Annotated in this window: 22 protein-coding genes; 6 read left to right on the plus strand and 16 right to left on the minus strand. The window is 73.0% G+C overall.

Going from position 1 to position 18,265, the window contains the following annotated elements; translation table 11 throughout:
- Positions 1–94: 94 nt before the first annotated feature.
- Together groES and FEF34_RS14845 are read right to left on the minus strand one after the other, a co-directional pair.
- A complete protein-coding gene (groES, locus tag FEF34_RS14840; protein ID WP_017949608.1) occupies positions 95–403 on the minus strand; it encodes a co-chaperone GroES in 309 nt (102 codons plus the stop codon).
- Positions 404–666: 263 nt separating this feature from the next.
- Positions 667–1,746, minus strand: a complete 1,080-nt coding sequence (locus FEF34_RS14845) for a polysaccharide deacetylase family protein (protein WP_138053627.1) — start codon at positions 1,744–1,746, stop codon at positions 667–669.
- 55 nt (positions 1,747–1,801) lie between these two features.
- Here FEF34_RS14845 and FEF34_RS14850 point away from each other — a divergent pair, with 55 nt between their 5' ends.
- Entirely contained in the window at positions 1,802–3,112 is a 1,311-nt protein-coding gene (locus tag FEF34_RS14850; protein WP_138053628.1) for a THUMP-like domain-containing protein, read from the plus strand.
- Between the two features lie 80 nt (positions 3,113–3,192).
- On the opposite strand, the gene FEF34_RS41245 is transcribed toward FEF34_RS14850, so the two are convergent.
- The 5 genes from FEF34_RS41245 to tsaB form a co-directional block, all read right to left on the minus strand.
- Positions 3,193–3,348: a hypothetical protein gene (locus tag FEF34_RS41245; protein WP_171052739.1), complete on the minus strand. Its 156-nt coding sequence runs from the start codon at positions 3,346–3,348 to the stop codon at positions 3,193–3,195.
- A gap of 193 nt (positions 3,349–3,541) precedes the next feature.
- On the minus strand, positions 3,542–3,826 hold the full coding sequence (locus FEF34_RS14855) for a hypothetical protein (RefSeq protein WP_138053629.1): 285 nt from the start codon (positions 3,824–3,826) through the stop codon (positions 3,542–3,544).
- Positions 3,823–4,935, minus strand: coding sequence for a tRNA (adenosine(37)-N6)-threonylcarbamoyltransferase complex transferase subunit TsaD (gene tsaD, locus FEF34_RS14860; RefSeq protein WP_138053630.1), 1,113 nt, complete (start codon positions 4,933–4,935; stop codon positions 3,823–3,825). The genes FEF34_RS14855 and tsaD overlap by 4 nt, the downstream gene beginning before the upstream one ends.
- Complete coding sequence (gene rimI, locus FEF34_RS14865; protein WP_138053631.1) at positions 4,928–5,425, minus strand: ribosomal protein S18-alanine N-acetyltransferase; 498 nt, start codon at positions 5,423–5,425, stop codon at positions 4,928–4,930. Before rimI ends, tsaD begins: the two co-directional genes overlap by 8 nt.
- Positions 5,422–6,075, minus strand: a complete 654-nt coding sequence (gene tsaB, locus FEF34_RS14870) for a tRNA (adenosine(37)-N6)-threonylcarbamoyltransferase complex dimerization subunit type 1 TsaB (RefSeq protein WP_138053632.1) — start codon at positions 6,073–6,075, stop codon at positions 5,422–5,424. Before tsaB ends, rimI begins: the two co-directional genes overlap by 4 nt.
- A gap of 126 nt (positions 6,076–6,201) precedes the next feature.
- Here tsaB and FEF34_RS14875 point away from each other — a divergent pair, with 126 nt between their 5' ends.
- A complete protein-coding gene (locus FEF34_RS14875) occupies positions 6,202–6,729 on the plus strand; it encodes a L,D-transpeptidase (protein WP_138057496.1) in 528 nt (175 codons plus the stop codon).
- Positions 6,730–6,802: 73 nt separating this feature from the next.
- Here the strand turns inward: FEF34_RS14875 and FEF34_RS14880 are convergent, their stop codons facing one another.
- The 7 genes from FEF34_RS14880 to glmS all read right to left on the minus strand — a co-directional run bounded on the left by FEF34_RS14880 (position 6,803) and on the right by glmS (position 14,162).
- Entirely contained in the window at positions 6,803–7,000 is a 198-nt protein-coding gene (locus FEF34_RS14880; protein WP_138053633.1) for a hypothetical protein, read from the minus strand.
- 180 nt (positions 7,001–7,180) lie between these two features.
- Complete coding sequence (gene tsaE, locus FEF34_RS14885; RefSeq protein ID WP_138053634.1) at positions 7,181–7,705, minus strand: tRNA (adenosine(37)-N6)-threonylcarbamoyltransferase complex ATPase subunit type 1 TsaE; 525 nt, start codon at positions 7,703–7,705, stop codon at positions 7,181–7,183.
- Positions 7,677–8,906 carry an alpha/beta fold hydrolase gene (locus FEF34_RS14890; protein WP_138053635.1) on the minus strand — a complete coding sequence of 410 codons (1,230 nt, stop codon included), beginning with the start codon at positions 8,904–8,906 and terminating at the stop codon, positions 7,677–7,679. The genes tsaE and FEF34_RS14890 overlap by 29 nt, the downstream gene beginning before the upstream one ends.
- A gap of 39 nt (positions 8,907–8,945) precedes the next feature.
- Complete coding sequence (gene alr, locus FEF34_RS14895; RefSeq protein ID WP_138053636.1) at positions 8,946–10,115, minus strand: alanine racemase; 1,170 nt, start codon at positions 10,113–10,115, stop codon at positions 8,946–8,948.
- 91 nt (positions 10,116–10,206) lie between these two features.
- Entirely contained in the window at positions 10,207–11,640 is a 1,434-nt protein-coding gene (locus FEF34_RS14900) for an NAD(P)H-hydrate dehydratase (protein WP_138053637.1), read from the minus strand.
- Positions 11,641–11,949: 309 nt separating this feature from the next.
- Positions 11,950–12,318 (minus strand): holo-ACP synthase, encoded by a 369-nt coding sequence (locus tag FEF34_RS14905; protein WP_138053638.1) that lies wholly within the window; start codon positions 12,316–12,318, stop codon positions 11,950–11,952.
- Positions 12,315–14,162 carry a glutamine--fructose-6-phosphate transaminase (isomerizing) gene (glmS, locus tag FEF34_RS14910; RefSeq protein ID WP_138053639.1) on the minus strand — a complete coding sequence of 616 codons (1,848 nt, stop codon included), beginning with the start codon at positions 14,160–14,162 and terminating at the stop codon, positions 12,315–12,317. Before glmS ends, FEF34_RS14905 begins: the two co-directional genes overlap by 4 nt.
- 245 nt (positions 14,163–14,407) lie before the next feature.
- Here glmS and coaA point away from each other — a divergent pair, with 245 nt between their 5' ends.
- Together coaA and FEF34_RS14920 are read left to right on the plus strand one after the other, a co-directional pair.
- On the plus strand, positions 14,408–15,400 hold the full coding sequence (gene coaA / locus FEF34_RS14915; protein ID WP_138053640.1) for a type I pantothenate kinase: 993 nt from the start codon (positions 14,408–14,410) through the stop codon (positions 15,398–15,400).
- A gap of 61 nt (positions 15,401–15,461) precedes the next feature.
- Entirely contained in the window at positions 15,462–15,647 is a 186-nt protein-coding gene (locus FEF34_RS14920; protein WP_138053641.1) for a hypothetical protein, read from the plus strand.
- A 48-nt stretch (positions 15,648–15,695) separates the two neighbouring features.
- On the opposite strand, the gene FEF34_RS14925 is transcribed toward FEF34_RS14920, so the two are convergent.
- Positions 15,696–15,944: a GntR family transcriptional regulator gene (locus FEF34_RS14925; RefSeq protein ID WP_138053642.1), complete on the minus strand. Its 249-nt coding sequence runs from the start codon at positions 15,942–15,944 to the stop codon at positions 15,696–15,698.
- Positions 15,945–16,282: 338 nt separating this feature from the next.
- Between FEF34_RS14925 and FEF34_RS14935 the strand changes: the two genes are divergently transcribed.
- Positions 16,283–16,516: a hypothetical protein gene (locus tag FEF34_RS14935; RefSeq protein ID WP_138053643.1), complete on the plus strand. Its 234-nt coding sequence runs from the start codon at positions 16,283–16,285 to the stop codon at positions 16,514–16,516.
- Positions 16,513–16,710, plus strand: coding sequence for a hypothetical protein (locus tag FEF34_RS14940; RefSeq protein ID WP_138053644.1), 198 nt, complete (start codon positions 16,513–16,515; stop codon positions 16,708–16,710). The genes FEF34_RS14935 and FEF34_RS14940 overlap by 4 nt, the downstream gene beginning before the upstream one ends.
- Positions 16,711–16,788: 78 nt before the next feature.
- Here the strand turns inward: FEF34_RS14940 and FEF34_RS14945 are convergent, their stop codons facing one another.
- Entirely contained in the window at positions 16,789–18,195 is a 1,407-nt protein-coding gene (locus FEF34_RS14945) for an alpha/beta hydrolase family protein (RefSeq protein ID WP_138053645.1), read from the minus strand.
- Positions 18,196–18,265: the final 70 nt, after the last annotated feature.

An 18,265-nucleotide genomic window follows, 5' to 3' on the forward strand; every position in this document is an offset into this window, starting at 1 on the left:
TTCTCAAGTCCTCTCAAAGCGAACCGCGCCCCTGCCGCCCGGCTTCATCATCAGCGGGGGCCAGGGGCGCGGCTCTGGGTAAATCTGCGGTGAACTACTTCTCGACGATCGCGAGCACGTCGCGGGCCGAGAGGACGAGGTACTCCTCGCCGCTGTACTTCACCTCGGTGCCGCCGTACTTGCTGTAAAGCACGACATCGCCGGTCTTGACGTCGAGCGGAAGACGCTCGCCGTTCTCGAAGCGGCCCGGGCCGACGGCCAGGACGACGCCCTCCTGGGGCTTCTCCTTGGCGGTGTCCGGAATGACCAGGCCAGAGGCGGTGGTCTGCTCGGCGTCGAGCGGCTGGACCACAATGCGGTCCTCGAGCGGCTTGATGGCAACCTTGGAGCTGGTGGTCGTCACGATCCGACCTCCCCCTTCGGAGATCTCACGGGGTTCAACTGTCTGAGGTGGCGACCAGGTGGATCCGTCGTCGCGGGTGCCGGACCTGCCCGTCGCTGTGTTGGCACTCTCCGGTGGGGAGTGCCAGAGCCGAGACTATGACCGGGATTAGCACTCGGTCAAGCGGAGTGCCAATCCACTGCGTGTTCGGCCGGTTTCCGACGGCCGTCCGACGTGCGTCCCCTCGCGCGGGCCGTCCGGCGTCCCGACACCTCCTCAGCCCCTCAGACGTAGTCCTCCAGCCTCGCCACGGCATAGCCCTTCGCGGTCACGACCTTCATCACATGGCGGATCATGTCCGGCATGCCACCCTTCCACTCCGCCTTGCCGCGGAAGTGCGTGAGGATGATGTCGCCGGGGTGCAGGTCCCGGTCGAACTCGCGCCATTCCATGTGGTCGGGGAACGCCTCCGCCGCCCACAGCGGCACGGCCTTCACACCACAGGACTTGGCGGCGCGCAGGGTGTCCCGGTTGTAGCTGCCGTACGGCGGACGGAAGAGGCGCGGTCGCTTGCCGAACCGCTTCTCGATCCTGGCCTGCTGCCCGCAGATCTCTGTTTTCTGCTTCGCGTACGGCATCCCCGGCAGGTAGGGATGCGTGAGCGTGTGGTTGTGCAGGGAGACGCCGCGGTCCTGCATCTTCTCGAAGTAGCCGTAGTCGTCCCTGACGACGTAGTCACTGAGGAAGGCGCTGTACGGGATCCGCAGCTCACTCATCATCCGCAGCAGCTCCGGGTCCTTCTCCGCGCCGTCGTCGATCGTCAGGAAGACGACCTTCTGCTTGGTGGGCACGGTGGTGAAGACCGGCGGCAGGCCCTTGTGGCGGTCGACCTCGAAGCCCTTGCGCGTGGCGATCTTCGGCTTCTCGTCGGGCGGTGGGGGCGCGGGCAGTGGGGCCTGCCGGAGGCCCCAGCGCCGGGCGGCGGCAGCCCGGGCGGCCTGGATCTTCTTCGTGCGCTTGGCGTACGCGAGCGCCTCGGCCGGTCCGGCGGGCGCCTTCCCTCCCGCCCGCTCCCGGCCCTCGTCCTTCTTCCCCCGCTCCCCGCCCTCCTCGCCGAAGTCCTTCCGGGCGTCTCGCCGGCCCTCCTTCCCGCCCTCCCCGCGGCCCTCCGCCTTCCGGGACCCGGCGCCCTCGCGCGCGTCCTCGCCCTTCCGGTCCCCCCGCCCCGGCGACCCCGGCTCCTGACCGTGCGCGGGAGCGGCGACTGAAGCAGTGGCGCCCGCTTTCCCGGTGGCCCCGGCTCCGCCCCGTCCGGGCTCGGCGGCACAGCCCGAGCCGACGGCCATGACGAGCAGCACGCACATCCACATACGTCTGCGCCGAATTGCTGGCTTCTTTTCGTTTTGTCGTACTTGCTGCATGGCGTCGCATCCTGTCAGCGCCGCGCGCCCGCGAAGGCCCGACAGCGCCGCCCGGCCGCAGACCGTCCCCCGGCTGGCCGACAATGGCCGGGTGAACGACGCCGGCTCACCCTCCCCGCTCGCCCCCCTGCTCACCCACGAAGGGCAGGCCCTGCTCACCGCCCTGCGCGACTACGACCCGGGACAGGAGCTGGGCGTCGCCACCCGGCTGCGCCGCGACCACCCGGCCGAGCTGGTCTCGGCCGCGCTGACGCAGGCACGGCTGAGGCAGCGCGCGGTGGCCAAGTTCGGCGTGGAGGACGCCTACCGGATGTACTTCACGCCCAACGGTGTGGAGCAGTCGACGCGGGCGTCCGTCGCCGCCCACCGAGCCGCCCGGTTCGCGGAACTCGGGGTGCGGAGCGTCGCGGATCTGTGCTGCGGGATCGGCGGCGACGCGATCGCGCTCGCCCGCGCCGGGATCTCCGTACTCGCCGTGGACCGCGATCCGTTCACCGCCGACGTCGCCCGGGCCAATGCCGAGGCTCTGGGCCTGGCCCCGCTCATCGAGGTCCGCCGGGCCGATGTCACCGAGGTCGACACCTCCTCCCACGACGCCGTCTTCGTCGACCCCGCCCGCCGCGCCGGGCGGCCGGGAGGAGGGCGCGGACCGAAGGGCGGCAGCGGCCGGATCTTCGACCCGGAGGCGTACTCGCCACCGCTGTCCTGGGCCGTCGGGACGGCCCGCACGGCCCGTTTCGCGGCCCTCAAGATCGCCCCGGGCATCCCGCACGAGGCGATCCCCGAGGACGCCGAGGCCGAGTGGATCTCCGACCACGGGGACGTGAAGGAGGCCGTGCTCTGGTTCGGCACCGCGCCGGGCACCCGGCGCGCCACGCTGCTGCCGTCGGGTGCCCCACTCGTCGGACGCGGGCTGCCCGACCCCCGGGTACGGAGGACCGGCCGCTACCTCTACGAGCCCGACGGCGCCGTCATCCGCGCCCATCTGGTCGCGGAGGTCGCCGAGGAACTCGACGGCGGCCTGCTCGACGGGACGATCGCGTACATCACCGCCGACGAGCTGCGCCCGACGCCGTACGCGACCGCGTACGAGATCACCGACGAACTCCCCTTCAACCTGAAGAAGCTCAAGGCCCTGCTGCGTGAACGGGAAGTCGGCACGCTCACCGTCAAGAAGCGCGGGTCGGCGGTCGAACCCGAGGAGCTGCGCCGCAAGGTGAAGCCGAGCGGGCCGAACGCGGCCACGGTCTTCCTGACCCGCGTGGCCGGTGCGCCCACCGTGCTGATCGGGGCTCCGGCGGGTGCCTGACGCGGCGTCGGGTGCGGCGGGGGGCGCCCGCCGTCAGCCGTGCGCCGCCCCGGGCGCCGCGGCGGAGGGGACTGCCGAGGTCAGCCGCGCCGCCCAGCGGTAGTGCGAACCGCCTTGGCGGCACCGGCCACCTCCGCCACCCAGCGGTCGGAGCCGGCCAGACCCGCCCCCACCAGGCCCCAGCCGAGCAGTCGTCCCGTCAGCCCCTGGAGCACCGCGGCACGATCGGCGAGCATCGCCTCGCGATCGGGCCAGGTGCGGATCTCCGCGGGGGCGGCGGTGGCGGAAGGGGCGTGCGTCGGGACATGTGTACGAGGCTATCGCCCGCCCCGGCGGGCGCCTTCCGGCCCGACCCGGCGCACGCAGAGGGGAGTTGACGCCAGGCGGGCGCGGCCGTACCCCGCCCCGGGCGGCCGGCCCGACGAGGGATCAGCCGCCGGTGAAGTCCGCTCCGGAGAAGTCGAGCGACTGGAAGCGCCACCGGTGCACCGGCCGGCCGACCAGCTCGGCGTCCGGGTCCGGCAGTTCGGGCAGCTCGTCGTCCGGACCGTCCGTCTCCCACCAGGTCAGCACCAGCACCCGCTCGCCCGGCGCCCGGAAGGTCTCCCGGCGCAGCGGGGCCGTGCCGAGGGTCTGGGCGCGGGCCCACTCCAGCAGTTCCCCGCCCCGCCCGGAGGCCGCCCTGGCCTCCCACATCAGGGTGACGACGGTCATGAGTACAGGTTGTCCTTGCTGATCTCGTGCACATGGTCGTGGTCGTGCACACGGCCGTGGTGGTGCTCACCCGGCACGTGCGGATCGGTCACCGGCAGCGACGAGTCGGCGGACAGCTCCCAGTCCGAGGCGGGCCGGTTCCTGGCGACCATCTCCGCCCCGAGCGCGGCGACCATGGCCCCGTTGTCCGTGCACAGCTTCGGCCGGGGCACCCGCAACCGGATCCCGGCGCGCTCGCAGCGTTCCTCGGCCATCGCGCGCAGCCGGGAGTTCGCGGCGACCCCGCCGCCGATCATCAGGTGGTCGACCCCCTCGTCCTTGCAGGCGCGCACGGCCTTCCGGGTCAGCACGTCGACCACAGCCTCCTGGAAGGAGGCGGCGACGTCCCGCACGGGAACGTCCTCGCCCGCATTGCGCTTGGCCTCGATCCAGCGGGCCACGGCCGTCTTCAGCCCGGAGAAGGAGAAGTCGTACGCGGGGTCGCGGGGACCGGTCAGCCCGCGCGGGAAGGCGATCGCCTCCGGGTCGCCCTCCTTCGCGAGCCGGTCGATGACCGGGCCGCCGGGGAAGCCGAGGTCCAGCACCCTGGCGATCTTGTCGAACGCCTCGCCCGCGGCGTCGTCGATCGTCGCCCCCATGGGCCGCACGTCGGCGGTGATGTCGGGCGCGAGCAGCAGCGAGGAGTGCCCGCCGGAGACCAGCAGGGCCATCGTCGGCTCGGGCAGCGGGCCGTGCTCCAGCTGGTCGACGCAGATGTGCGAGGCGAGGTGGTTCACGCCGTAGAGCGGCTTGCCCAGGGCGTACGCGTACGCCTTGGCGGCGGAGACGCCCACGAGCAGCGCGCCGGCGAGTCCCGGGCCGGCGGTGACCGCGATGCCGTCGAGGTCACCGGCGGTGACCCCGGCCTCCTTCAGGGCTCGCTCGATCGTCGGGACCATCGCCTCCAGATGGGCGCGGGAGGCGACCTCGGGCACGACCCCGCCGAAGCGCGCGTGCTCGTCGACGCTGGAGGCGATGGCGTCGGCGAGGAGCGTCGTCCCGCGGACGATGCCGACGCCGGTCTCGTCGCAGGACGTCTCGATACCGAGTACGAGGGGTTCGTCAGCCATGGTTTCCGGTTCCTTGTGCGTCGTGTACGTGCAGCCGCATCACGAGGGCGTCGATGTTGCCGGGCTGGTAGTAGCCGCGGCGGAAGCCGATCGGCTCGAAGCCGAAGCGCTCGTACAGCTTCTGGGCCCGGGTGTTGTCCACCCGTACTTCGAGCAGGACCTCGTCGCACTCGAAGGCGGTCGCGTGCTGCAGCAGGTCGGTGAGGAGCCGGGCGCCGAGGCCCGTGCCCCACTGGTCGCGGGCGACGGCGATGGTCTGGACGTCACCGAGTCCGCCGGCAGCCGCGAGGCCCGCGTAGCCGACGATCCGCCCCTCCGCCGGGTCCTGGGCGACCACGTAGTGGCGCGTCGCCTGCGGGCCGCGCGCGTGCGCCAGCTCGGACCAGAACATCCCCGGGGACCAGGCGTCCTCCGGGAACAGCTCGTACTCGAGGTCCAGCACCGGCGCGATGTCCCACCAGCGCATCCCGCGCAGGACAGGGACGCTCACTGCGGCGTGACCACCTTGTAGTTCTTGGGCACCTGGGCGTCCGGCCGGCGCAGGTACAGCGGGCGCGGCGGCAGCAGTTCCTCGCCCGCGGCCAGCTTCCCGGCGGCCAGCGCGGCGAGGGCGGCCGCCGACTGGTACTCGGGGCCCCGGGCGTGCGGGAAGACCTCCGGGTACAACAGGGCGCCGGCGCCGACCGCGGGGAGCCCCGCGACCTCCTCGGCGATCTCGGCGGGCCGGTCGACCCCGGGCTCGCCGACCCTCGTGCGGAAGCCGTCGTACCGCGCCCAGTAGACCTCCTTGCGCCGCGCGTCCGTGGCGACCACGAACGGCTCCTCCAGCCCGGAGGCGTACGCCAGCCCGTCCAGCGTGCACAGTCCGTGGACCGGCACCCCGAGTGCCGAGCCGAAGGTGGCGGCGGTGACCAGGCCCACGCGCAGTCCGGTGTACGGGCCGGGCCCGACGCCGACGACGAGACCGGTGACCGCTTCGAGTTTCAGCCCGGCGGAGGCGAGGACCCGGTCGACGGAGGGCAGCAGCAGCTCCCCGTGCCGGCGGGCGTCGACCTGGGTGGACTCGGCGACGACGGAGTCGCCGTCGTGGAGGGCGACGGTGACGGCGGGCGTGGCGGTATCAAGGGCGAGCAAGAGCACGCAAACAGCCTACGGCCACCGCGGGGGAGGCACGGCGTCCCGTCCCGCCGCTCCCCTGCTGCTACCGTCACTCAGGCAGGTGTGCGAGCGAGGGGAGCAGGCGTGGCAAGGAGCAGCTCGGGAACGGTGGCCGGGCTCACCGCCGCGGCCCTCGCCGTCGTCGCGTTCCTCGCCTACCAGGCTTCCGCGAACGTGCCGGCGGACCTGGGGAAGCCCGCCGCGGCCGCCCCCAGCGCCCGTCCCTCGGCGGCCGCCGAGGGCCCGCGGAAGGACCCGCTGGCCGTCCCCACGGGGTCCGGCAAGGGCGTGCGCGTCGTCTACTCGCTCGCCGAGCGCAGGGTCTGGCTGGTCGGCGCGGGGCAGCTCACCCAGACGTTCCCGGTCGCACCCAGCACGGTCAGCCCGCGGCCCGGCACATACGAGGTGACGTCGCGCAGCGGCCGGATCGAGGGTTCGGACGGCGTGGAGATCGAGCACGTCGTGCGGTTCGCCAAGGTCGACGACGTGTCGATCGGCTTCAGTGCCGCCGTGGACGGGTCGATGGCGAGCCCGGACCCGCGGAGGAAGACCGGCGGCGTACGCATGAAGCGGGCCGACGGCGACGCCATGTGGACGTTCGCGACGATCGGGTCGAAGATCGTCGTCGTGCCGTAGCGGAGCAGGGGGACCCGCGCGCCGCGGCTTCCGGAAGGCCGCTCACGGCGCCCCGGAGTTTCGCTCGAACGGACTACGCCGCGTCGCGGTGGGGTTCCCGCTCCACGGGGGAGTCCCCGGCCGGTACGGACTCGCCGCGGTCGCGAGGCGGTGTGGAGACCGCGCTGGCCGCAGCGCACGACGCCAGCAGATCACGCATGGAGAACGCCGCCGGCGACGGCCGGGACGACGGCTTCGGCCGCGACTGCGTTCCGTGTTCGGACGGCGGCATGGATGCCTCCTGGTGCTCCGGGGGCAGGCGCGGTTAGGCAGACCTAACCACGTACTGTCCTCAATGTGACCATGTCCGGAGCGGCGGACGCAACACCTTGCCGACGTCTTGTCGGAACGTACACACGGCCGGGCGAGGAGTCCCGGCCGGACGCCGGACGTCCGGACCCGGCGGGGGCGCTCAGGCGCTGAGCCCGGTCAGTCCGGCGTCCGCCCAGCGCGGACCGACACCGGTGAGCGTGACCTGGCGGCGGTCGTCGTCCGTGCTGCCCACGACGCGGTGGACGACCACGTGCAGGCGGTCCTCCGACAGGTCCTCGACCTTGCCGTCGCCCCACTCCACGACGACGACCGACTCCGGCAGCGACACGTCGAGGTCGAGGTCCTCCATCTCGTCCAGCCCGCCGCCCAGCCGGTAGGCGTCCACGTGCACCAGCGCGGGTCCGCCGACCAGGGACGGGTGTACCCGGGCGATCACGAAGGTCGGGGAAGTGACGGCGCCGCGCACGCCCAGGCCCTCGCCGAGCCCCCGTGTCAGGGTCGTCTTGCCGGCGCCGAGCTCGCCGGTGAGCATCACGAGGTCACCGGGCCGCAGCAGCTTGGCGAGCCGGCGGCCCAGCTCCTGCGTCTGCTCCGGCGAGATGAGGGTCAGACGGACGGCGGACGGGTGAGCGGTCTCAGCCGCCGGGCTGTGCGGTGCTTCCATACGTGCCAACGTTAGCCGCTGCCGGGACCGCCCCGACCCGCACCAGCAGGTCCGCCAGCCGGTCGGTGACCACCTCGTGGTGCTCCAGCATCACCAGGTGCCCCGCGTCCGGGACGATGACCAGTTCCCCGTCCGGCAGCAGGTCCGCGATCGCCTCGCTGTGCGAGCTGGGAGTGACCAGGTCTCGGTCCCCGGCCAGCACCAGCACCGGGACCTCCTGGAAGACGTCCAGCGCCGCCGCCTTGTCGTGCTCCGCGAAGGCCGGGTAGAACTCGGCGACGACGTCGATCGGCGTTCCCTCGATCATCCGCTCGGCGAACCTGGCCACCGCCGGGTCCACGTCCCTGGAGCTGAACGAGTAGCGCTTGATCAGACCGGCGAAGAGGTCGGCCGTCGCCCTCCGGCCCCGCTCCACCAGCTCCGCCTGCGAGCCGAGCGCCCTCAGGACCCCCGGCAGCACCCGGCGCACCACGTTCACACCCGCCACCGGGAGGCCGTAGTTCACCTCGCCGAGCCGACCGGCCGAGGTACCGACGAACGCGGCGCCCACGACCCTCTCCCGGATCAGCTCCGGGTGCGCGGCGGCCAGCGCCATCAGCGTCATACCGCCCATCGAATGGCCCACCAGCACCAGCGGCCCCTCCGGGGCGGCCTCGTCGACCACCGCCTTCAGATCACGGCCCAACTGGTCGATGGAGACCGGCACCCCGTCCGGGCCGGTCTGGGCGGCGCCCCGCCCCGACCGGCCGTGGCTGCGCTGGTCCCAGTGGACGGTACGGACCAGCCCGCGCAGCGCGGCCCGCTGGAAGTGCCAGGAGTCCTGGTTGAGGCAGTAGCCGTGGCAGAACACGACGGTCACCGGCGCGGGGGCCTTGCGGCCGAACAACCTGCGCCTGCGCGGCGCGGTGCCGCCCGCCTCCGGGTCCACCTCGTCCGTCTCGAAGTACAGGGCCGTGCCGTCGTCGGCGACGGCCCTGCCCGGAGTGCCGCGAAGCGCCCCGTACGGCCCCGAGGCGTCCAGGGCGAGCCTGGCCTTCCGGCGCATGCCACGGCCGACGGTCATCCGCTCCATCGCGACGCCCGCCGCCGCACCGGCGGCGATCACCCCTATGGCGGCGCCGGCGACACCCGCCCGGCGCCAGTTCCCCGTGGCGGCGTCGGTCACCGCCGCCGCCACGTCCCCCGCGCTGTTCTCGCTCACCGTGCCGCTCCTACTGGTCGTCGTCTCCTGGTCGTCCGGTCAGTCGCCGGATGCCGTGCCGTCGCCCTCGTGGAGATGGACACGCGGGACGCGCGCCCCGATCCGGGTCACGATCTCGTAGGCGATCGTGTCCGCCGCGTCCGCCCAGTCCTGGGCGGTCGGCTCGCCCCGGTCGCCCGGGCCGAACAGCACCGCCTCGGCGCCCTCCTCGACCGACTTCCCCTCGGGACCGAGGTCGACGACGAACTGGTCCATCGCCACCCGGCCGGCCACCCGCCGCCACTCGCCGCCGACCAGCACAGGTCCGCGACCGGAGGCGTGCCTCGGAATGCCGTCCGCGTACCCCACCGGCACCAGGCCGAGGGTGGTCTCGCCACCGGTGACGTAGTGGTGCCCGTAACCGACGCCGTGTCCGGCGGGGACGCGCTTCACCAGCGCCACCGACGCCCTGAGCGTCATCACCGGGCGCAGCCCGAAGTCGGCGGGCGTGCCCAGCTCCGGGCTCGGCGAGATCCCGTACACCGCGACGCCCGTGCGCACCAGGTCGAAGTGGCTCTCCGGAAGGGTCAGCGTGGCCGCGGAGTTGGCGATGTGCCGCACCTCCGGCTCGATGCCCTCCTTCTCCGCGTACGCCACCAGGTCCTTGAAGACGGACAGCTGGGCGGCGACGGAAGGGTGACCGGGCTCGTCGGCGCAGGCGAAGTGCGACCAGAGGCCGGTGACCCTGACGGTGCCCGCCTCCTCGGCGGCCCGGGCCGCCGCGACCAGTTCCGCCCAGTCGGCCGGCGGGCAGCCGTTGCGCCCGAGGCCCGTGTCCGCCTTGAGCTGGATCCTCGCGCGGCGGCCGGCCCCGGCGGCGGCCCTCGTCACCTCGCGCAGCGCCCACATGCCGCTGACCGCCACGTCCAGGTCCGCCTCGACCGCCTCGCGCCAGGGGCCTCCGGGCGTCCACAGCCAGCACATCATTCGGCCGCCGATCCCGGCGGCCCGCAGTCCGAGCGCCTCCTCCGGCGTCGCGGTGCCCAGCCAGTCGGCACCCGCGGCCAGGGCGGCTCGCGCGCAGGGCACCATCCCGTGCCCGTACGCGTCCGACTTGACCACGGCCATGAGGGCGGCGCGGGGCGCCCGCGCGCGCAGTGCGCGGACGTTGGCGCGCAGCGCGGCGAGGTCGATCTCGGCACGGGCACGGAAAGGTGCGTTCTGAGTCATCGCGCTCAGTCTCTCAGAGGCCCGCCGCTCGGTTCGTACGGCAACGGCCAACAGTGGCCCTGCTCACCCGCGCGCTGTGGCCCGCGGCACGTCAGGGTGTCCGCGTGTCGCGCCAGGCCCGGGGAATCGCCCCCGCCACGTCCTGTGCGGTGACCGGGGCGCCCCGCGAGGCGAGCCGCGCCGCCAGGCCGTGCAGGTACGCGGCGGCCGATGCGGCGTCGAGCGGTTCGAGGCCGGCCGCGAGAAGCGAGCCGGCGAGCCCCGACAGCACGTCGCCGCTGCCGGCCGTGGCGAGCCAGGAGGTACCCGTCGGGTTCACCCTGACCGGACGACGGCCGTCCGCGTCGGCCACGAGCGTCGTGGAGCCCTTCAGCAGCACCGTGGCACCGTACTTGGCGGCCAGCGCCCGTACGGAGCCGAGCCGCGCGGCCTCCACCTCCCCGCGCTCCACCCCGAGCAGCACGGCCGCCTCGCCCGCGTGCGGAGTGAGCAGCGTCGGGGCGCTGCGGGCCCGCAGCGTGTCCGGGTCGAGGCCCCGGAGACCGTCGGCGTCGACCAGGACCGGGACGTCGGACTCCAGCACCTCCGCCACCCCCGGACCGTCGCCCAGGCCCGGTCCGACGACCCAGGACTGCACCCGGCCCGCCCGGGACGGCGGCCAGCCGTGCACCAGCACCTCCGGGAACCGGGCGATCACCGCGTCCGCCCCGGGCCCCACGTACCGAACGGCCCCGGCGCCGCCGTGCACCGCGCCCGCCACGGCGAGCACCGCGGCGCCCGGGTAGCGGGCCGATCCGGCCACGACGCCGACGACCCCGCGACGGTACTTGTCGCTCTCGGCGGCGGGCACCGGCAGCAGGCGTGCCACGTCCGCGTGTTGCAGCGCCTCCAGGTCCGGTACGGACGGCAGCCGGGGACCGAGACCGATGTCGACGAGCCGCACGGCACCCACGTACTCGTGCGCCGGGTCGACGAGCAGGCCCGGTTTGTAGGTGCCGAAGGTGACGGTGGCGTCGGCGCGCAGGGCCTCGCCCTTCACCTCGCCGGTGTCCGCCTCTACGCCGCTCGGCAGATCGACGGCGACGACCGTCGCGCCGGAGCCCCGCGCGGCCCGCGCGAGCGGGACCGCGTCCGGGCGCAGACCGCCCTGGCCGCCGATGCCGGTGATGCCGTCGAGGACGACGTCGGCGACGGCGAGCACTCCGAAAGGGTCCTCGGCGACCCGGCCCCCGGCGGCCCGCAGCGCCTCGAGCCCGCCGCGGTGGACGCGGTCCGGGGCGAGCAGCACCGCGCTCACGCCGGCGCCGCGGCGGGCCAGCCGGGCGCCCGCGTACAGGGCGTCGCCGCCGTTGTCGCCGCTGCCGACGAGCAGGACGACCCGGGCGCTGGAGACGCGGGGCAGCAGTCCGGTGACCGCCGCGGCGACCCCCGCGGCGGCCCGCTGCATGAGGGCACCCTCCGGCAGCTCGGCCATCAGTTCGGCCTCGGCGGCCCTTACGGTGTCGACGCTGTAGGCATGACGCATGCTCAGAAGCATGCCGTGCGCGCGTGCGCGGCGCTTGCGGTGGCGTGACGTTGGCTCGCTCTCGACGGCGCCACCCGCTGCGGCCGGTCCCGGTCGGACCCGGTCGGACCCGGCCGCCGCGCAGGTCGTGGCGCGGCAGGCGCTGGGGAGACGCGAGGAGGGCGGATCCCACCCCCTGGGCGGGACGCCGAAAAGCACTCGGTTCCACCGGCGGAGCGCCGTCGGCGCCCGCCGACCAGCCGTTCCGGGCCGGGAGCGACCCCAGGCGGTCCGACCGGCAGGGGCCCGCCGCCCGGGACGCGCCGCGCCCTACCCCTCCGCGACCACCATCGCCGACGCCACCCCCGCGTCATGGCTCAGCGAGATGTGCCACGACCGCACCCCCCGCTCCCGCGCCGCCGACGCCACCGTGCCGGTGACCCGGAGGCGCGGCCTGCCGGAGTCCTCCACGTAGACCTCGCAGTCCGTCCAGAGCAGCCCTGCCGGTGCACCCAGCGACTTGGCGACCGCCTCCTTCGCGGCGAAGCGCGCCGCGAGGGAGGCGATTCCGCGCCGTTCCCCGCTCGGGAGGAACAGCTCGCTCCGCAGGAAGAGCCGGTCGGCCATCGCAGGTGTCCGGCGCAGCGCCTCCTCGAAGCGGTCGATCTCGGCGACGTCGATCCCCACCCCAATGATCATTCGACGGTGACCGACTTCGCCAGGTTGCGCGGCTGGTCCACCTCGTTGCCCCGGGCGGTGGCGAGTTCGCAGGCGAAGACCTGGAGGGGGACGGTCGCGACCATCGGCTGGAGCAGCGCCGGCGTCTGCGGGATGCTGATCAGGTGGTCGGCGTACGCCTCGACCGCCGCGTCGCCCTCCTCGGCGATGACGATGGTGCGGGCGCCGCGGGCCCGGATCTCCTGGATGTTGGACACGATCTTGTCGTGCAGCACGGAACGGCTGCGCGGCGACGGCACGACGACGACCACGGGCAGGTCGTTCTCGATCAGGGCGATGGGCCCGTGCTTGAGCTCGCCGGCGGCGAAGCCCTCGGCGTGCATGTAGGCGAGTTCCTTGAGCTTCAGCGCGCCCTCCAGGGCCACCGGGTAACCGACGTGCCGGCCGAGGAAGAGCACCGTGTTCTTGCGGGCCAGCGAACGGGCGAGCTCGCGCACCGGCTCCATGGTCTCCAGGACCTGGTCCACCTGGGTGGCGATCTGCGAGAGGTCCCGGATGACGGCCCGGATCTCGTCGCCCCACTTGGTGCCGCGCACCTGCCCCAGGTACAGCGCGACCAGGTAGCAGGCCACCAGCTGGGTCAGGAACGCCTTGGTCGAGGCGACGGCGACCTCCGGCCCGGCGTGCGTGTAGAGCACGGCGTCCGACTCGCGCGGGATCGTGGAGCCGTTGGTGTTGCAGATGGCGAGGACCTTCGCACCCTGCTCGCGGGCGTGGCGCAGCGCCATGAGCGTGTCCATGGTCTCGCCGGACTGCGAGATGGCGATGACGAGGGTGCGCTGGTCGAGGATCGGGTCGCGGTAGCGGAACTCGCTCGCCAGCTCCACCTCGCACGGGATCCGCGTCCAGTGCTCGATGGCGTACTTGGCGATGAGACCGGCGTGGAACGCCGTGCCGCACGCCACGATCACCACCTTGTGCGCCTCCCGCAGCACCGCGGCGGGGATACGCACCTCGTCGAGCGTGAGCGAGCCCTCCGCGTCGATCCGCCCGAGAAGCGTGTCGGCGACGGCCTTCGGCTGCTCGGCGATCTCCTTGAGCATGAAGTAGTCGTAGCCGCCCTTCTCGGCGGCGGAGGCGTCCCAGTCCACGTGGTACGAGCGCACCTCCGCGGGCGCGCCGTGGAAATCGGTCACCGTGACGCCGTCGCGCCGGAGTTCGACGACCTGGTCCTGCCCGAGCTCGACGGCCGAGCGCGTGTGGGCGATGAACGCGGCGACGTCCGAGGCCAGGAACGCCTCACCGTCGCCGACACCGACGACGAGCGGGGAGTTGCGCCGCGCGCCGACGACGACGTCGGGCTCGTCCGCGTGGACCGCGACCAGGGTGAACGCGCCGTCCAGCCGCCGGCACACCAGCCGCATGGCCTCGGCGAGTTCACCGCAGGACGAGAACTCCTCGGCGAGCAGATGGGCCACGACCTCCGTGTCCGTCTCGGAGGCCAGGTCGTGGCCGCGCTCGGCGAGTTCGGCCCGCAGCACGGCGAAGTTCTCGATGATGCCGTTGTGGACGACGGCGACGCGCCCGGCGTTGTCCAGGTGCGGATGGGCGTTGGCGTCGGTGGGGCCGCCGTGGGTGGCCCACCGGGTGTGCCCGATGCCCGTGGAACCGCTCGGCAGCGGCCGGTCGGTGAGTTCCTTCTCCAGGTTGAGCAGCTTCCCGGCCTTCTTGGCCGCGGCCAGCCCTCCGTCGGAGAGGACGGCCACGCCTGCCGAGTCGTAGCCCCGGTATTCGAGCCGCTTGAGCCCGGCGATGACGACATCGAGCGCGGACTGCGCTCCCACGTAACCCACGATTCCGCACATGGCGGCAGCCTACGACTCCGGCGCCCCGCCCGCCGCCGTCGCGGACCGCGTGAGCGCGGCGGTCCGTCGCGGGTCGGCCGAGCGGCCGGCGGCGGAAGCGGTCGGCGGCGGAAGCGGTCGGCGAGGCGACCGTGCCGGGTGCGCCGGTGCCCGGTGCATGACGCCCCGTGACCACCCGGCGGGGTCCGGCCCCGCGTGACCGAGCCCACCCCCCACGACCCGCCCTCAGCCCCGACAATGAGCATGTGATCACTTCGCCGCCACGAAGCCGCAGGGGCGACCGGACCGAGGCGTCCCCGTATGTCGACCTGACCCGTGAGGAGTGGAGCGCCCTCCGCGAGAAGACGCCGCTGCCGCTGACCGCCGCCGAGGTCGAGCGGCTCCGCGGCCTCGGTGACGTCATCGACCTCGACGAGGTACGGGACATCTATCTGCCGCTGTCCCGGCTGCTCAACCTGTACGTCGGGGCCACCGCCAATCTCCGCGGCGCCCTCAACACCTTCCTCGGCGAGGCCGGCAACGGCCACGGTACCCAGCGCGGCACCCCGTTCGTCATAGGCGTCGCGGGCTCCGTCGCCGTCGGCAAGTCCACGGTGGCCCGGCTGCTGCAGGCGCTGCTCGCCCGCTGGCCCGAGCACCCGCGCGTCGAACTGGTCACCACCGACGGGTTCCTCTACCCGATGAAGGAGCTCCGGGACCGGGGGTTGATGTCGCGGAAGGGCTTCCCCGAGTCGTACGACCGCCGCGCCCTGACCCGTTTCGTCGCCGACATCAAGGCCGGCAAGGACGAGGTGTCCGCGCCCGTCTACTCGCACCTCATCTACGACATCGTCCCGGGCGAACGGCTGACCGTGCGCCGCCCCGACATCCTGATCGTCGAGGGCCTCAACGTCCTCCAGCCCGCCCTGCCCGGCAAGGACGGGCGCACCCGGGTCGGTCTCGCCGACTACTTCGACTTCTCCGTGTACGTGGACGCGCGTCCGGAGGACATCGAGCGCTGGTACCTCAACCGCTTCCGCAAGCTGCGCGAGACCGCGTTCCAGGACCCGTCCTCGTACTTTCGCAGGTACACCCAGGTCTCCGAGGAGGAGGCACTGGACTACGCGCGGACGATGTGGCGCACGATCAACGGCGTCAACCTCCAGGAGAACGTGGCCCCGACGCGCGGGCGCGCCACCCTGGTCCTGCGCAAGGGCCCCGACCACAAGGTCCAGCGGCTCTCCCTGCGCAAGCTCTGACCCGCCGCCGGCCGGCCGAGGCCGGACCGGCCGACCGGACGAACGCCGAGGAGCCGTCCGCGTGCCGCGTCTGCGCCTGCCGGCGGTGGCACCCGGTCACGGCGACGACGGGCAGGCAGGGGGCTTCAGCCGCCAACTGCTGCTGAACCTGGTCGGGATCGTCTTGGCGGGGACGCTGACGCTGCTCGTCCAGAAGAGGCCGTGGACGCGCCGGCGCCGGGCTATGTCGAAGCCGGCGGGAGCCTGAGCGTCGTACGAATGGTGCGCGCGAACGATTCGCCAGGGATCCTGTCGCTCAGGCGCCCGTTCCTTTACCGTCCACGACGAAGACGCCCATGCCCGTCACGGTTTCGACGAGGCCCTCGTCCTTGAGTACCTTCACCGCCTTGCGCAGGGTGTCCCTGGCCACTCCGAATTCCGCTTCGAGTTCGACCAGGCTCGGAATGCGCCGCCCAGGGGGAATCGCGCCGCTCTCGATGCGCTCACGCAGAAACGCGGCGATCTGCTGATACGGCGGCACGGGGCCTTCCCGGTCAATACTCATGATCGCGACCGTAGACGTCGGGCGTTCACTCTCCATAGCTACCCCAGAGGCTAGACGGGGGTAGTACACCTCCTCTACGCTGCAAAGAAGCACCCCGGCGACGGATACAGCCGTCCCGGGGCGTGGCCATCAACCGACTAGGGCGTGTTGCGAAAGTAGCTCCGTCCGCCCGTAGGGCGGGGCCTGCGGCGTCTGGTGCGTGCGATCGCAAGGCGGAGGATCATCCTCGTACTGGACGTACTTGGATGACTCCGACAACGCAGCGAGCGTGCGTGCCAGGCGTCGCGGGCCAGGAGGGACTTTCGCAACACGCCCTAGGGAACCAAGGAGCCGATGACGTGACCGACCTTATCCCCCGCCTCGCCGCGCGGCTGCGGAGTTGGCTGGACCGGCGCTTCCCTCCGGGAGCGGGCCCCGGTACCACTCCCCCGCCCGCGCCGGGCGCGCGACCGGCGCCGCCCCTGCCCGCGCACCGCAGTCCGTACGGCCTCGACGAACCGCTCGACGGGGACGCGGGCGCGCTGGTGCGCCCCTACCTCGGCGACGCCCTCCTCCGCGAGGCGGCCGCATGAACCGCGACCGCTCCCCGGAACGGCCGCCGCCCGTGCGCATGTGCGTGCGGTGCGAGCAGGTCACGGACGATCCCGTACTGGTGCACGAGGTCCACGGTGCGAGCGGTCCCGGCTGGAACGTGTACGCCTGCCGCCGCTGCGCCCCTCTGTTCCCGCCTCCCGTCGACGTGTTCGACCTGCTGCGGGGCGACTGAACCGGGGCGACCGGGCCCGGAACGACGACGGGGCGGACCGGCCCGGCGCCGTGCCCGCCCCCGGAGCATCCGGACGGACTACCCGAGCGTCCCCTGCAGCCAGTCGAAGACGACCTCGCAGTGCAGCTGCGGCGCCATCGGCGAGCAGTGCAGCTGCGCACCCTCGGCCGCGGTGAGCTTCAGATAGTCCTTGGGCGCGGTCAGTGCGTCGAACATCTGCTGCGCCTGACCCGGGTAGAACTGCTCGTCCTCGTAGTCGAGCACGAGCGTCGGCGTCTTGATGCGCGGCACGATGTCCGTGATCGTCAGCGCCTGGATGCGCTTGGCGGGCGTGTAGAAGTCGGTGAAGATCTTGCCCTCGCGGGCGGCGAGCATCGCCGGGATGGAGAAGGGCTCGAAGCGCTTCTTCATCGTCGCGGCGTCGGCGGGGGACATTCCGGGAACGACTTCCTCGTTCCAGATGTTGTTCGTCTCCTCCTTGCTCGGGGTGAGGATCTCCCGGACCTCCGCGGGGAAGCCCAGCCACGGCTCCACGCAGCCGGGCATGGCCACCAGCGCGGCGATCCGGTCCTCGAATGCCGCGGCCCGGGGTGCCAGGTCACCGGCCATGCTCAACCCGGTGAGACCGATCTTGGCGGTGTCCACGTCGGAACGCTGCGACAGCCAGTCGACGAGGGGACCGACGACCTTCTCCCAGGTCGGGGTGAAGACCACCCGGTCCACGAAGAGCAGCTGGCCCTGGCCGGGACCGTCGTAGACGAGGGCGTTCCAGCCGCGGTCCAGGGCGGCCGCGACGCCGTAGGTCCACATGTCGACGTTCTGTCCGTCGCTGCCGTTGGTCAGGATCACGGTGGGGCGGCGGGTGTCCGACGAGTCCGGACGGAAGAACCACACCGGCAGCGGGGTCTTGCCGTAGGGGACGTTCGCCTTCACCGGTGCCGGGTCGCACAGGTCGCAGAACTTGTCCCAGGCGCCCCGCCCGGCCTTGTACAGGTCCTCCTCGCTGCCCGGGTCGTCCGAGCCGAGGACGAAGAACAGCGCCTGGGCGTAGTACTGCGCGGCGCGCAGCGCACGGAAGCGGGTGGTCTGGTCGTCGGGCTTGCCGCCCGGGGGCGGCCCCATCAGCTTGTCGCCGAGCTCGCGGAAGGTCGCGACGTACGTCTGCGCGGAGAGGCCGGCCTTGTTCACGGCGTTCACGGCGGTGAGGACCTCGCCCACCTCCCCCGCGCTGAAGCCGGCCCCGCCGAGAGCCCACAGACAGCTGAAGTTGTAGGCCGGATCCTCGAAGAGCGTCATCGCCCCGGGCGTCGGGCTGTCCGCCTGGGGCTGCGGCGAGGTCGCCCCGCTCGGCGTGGGCGCGTTCGCTGGCCTCGCCCCCGACGAGGTGCACCCGGCCAGTGCGGCGGCCCCGGCCCCGCCGAGGATCCCGGCCAGTGCGGTGCGACGGCTGGGCCCTGACGAGCGGTCAGCTGATACGTACGTCATGCCAGCCGAACGTAGGAGCCGTGCCGCCGGGCCTCCGGCCGCGACACCCGCCGTTCCCCCGAACGGCGGG

The sequence above is a fragment of the Streptomyces marianii genome (assembly GCF_005795905.1).
GTDB lineage: Bacteria > Actinomycetota > Actinomycetes > Streptomycetales > Streptomycetaceae > Streptomyces > Streptomyces marianii.

Excerpts from the sequence above, each read along its gene's own strand:
- FEF34_RS14845 (WP_138053627.1), bottom strand. The coding sequence starts at position 1,746 with ATGTGCGTGCTGCTCGTCATGGCCGTCGGCTCGGGCTGTGCCGCCGAG.
- FEF34_RS14850 (WP_138053628.1), top strand. The coding sequence starts at position 1,802 with ATGGCGTCGCATCCTGTCAGCGCCGCGCGCCCGCGAAGGCCCGACAGC.
- FEF34_RS41245 (WP_171052739.1), bottom strand. The coding sequence starts at position 3,348 with ATGCTCGCCGATCGTGCCGCGGTGCTCCAGGGGCTGACGGGACGACTG.
- FEF34_RS14855 (WP_138053629.1), bottom strand. The coding sequence starts at position 3,826 with ATGACCGTCGTCACCCTGATGTGGGAGGCCAGGGCGGCCTCCGGGCGG.
- tsaD (WP_138053630.1), bottom strand. The coding sequence starts at position 4,935 with ATGGCTGACGAACCCCTCGTACTCGGTATCGAGACGTCCTGCGACGAG.
- FEF34_RS14880 (WP_138053633.1), bottom strand. The coding sequence starts at position 7,000 with ATGCCGCCGTCCGAACACGGAACGCAGTCGCGGCCGAAGCCGTCGTCC.
- tsaE (WP_138053634.1), bottom strand. The coding sequence starts at position 7,705 with ATGGAAGCACCGCACAGCCCGGCGGCTGAGACCGCTCACCCGTCCGCC.
- alr (WP_138053636.1), bottom strand. The coding sequence starts at position 10,115 with ATGACTCAGAACGCACCTTTCCGTGCCCGTGCCGAGATCGACCTCGCC.
- FEF34_RS14900 (WP_138053637.1), bottom strand. The coding sequence starts at position 11,640 with ATGCGTCATGCCTACAGCGTCGACACCGTAAGGGCCGCCGAGGCCGAA.
- FEF34_RS14905 (WP_138053638.1), bottom strand. The coding sequence starts at position 12,318 with ATGATCATTGGGGTGGGGATCGACGTCGCCGAGATCGACCGCTTCGAG.
- glmS (WP_138053639.1), bottom strand. The coding sequence starts at position 14,162 with ATGTGCGGAATCGTGGGTTACGTGGGAGCGCAGTCCGCGCTCGATGTC.
- FEF34_RS14925 (WP_138053642.1), bottom strand. The coding sequence starts at position 15,944 with ATGAGTATTGACCGGGAAGGCCCCGTGCCGCCGTATCAGCAGATCGCC.
- FEF34_RS14940 (WP_138053644.1), top strand. The coding sequence starts at position 16,513 with ATGAACCGCGACCGCTCCCCGGAACGGCCGCCGCCCGTGCGCATGTGC.
- FEF34_RS14945 (WP_138053645.1), bottom strand. The coding sequence starts at position 18,195 with ATGACGTACGTATCAGCTGACCGCTCGTCAGGGCCCAGCCGTCGCACC.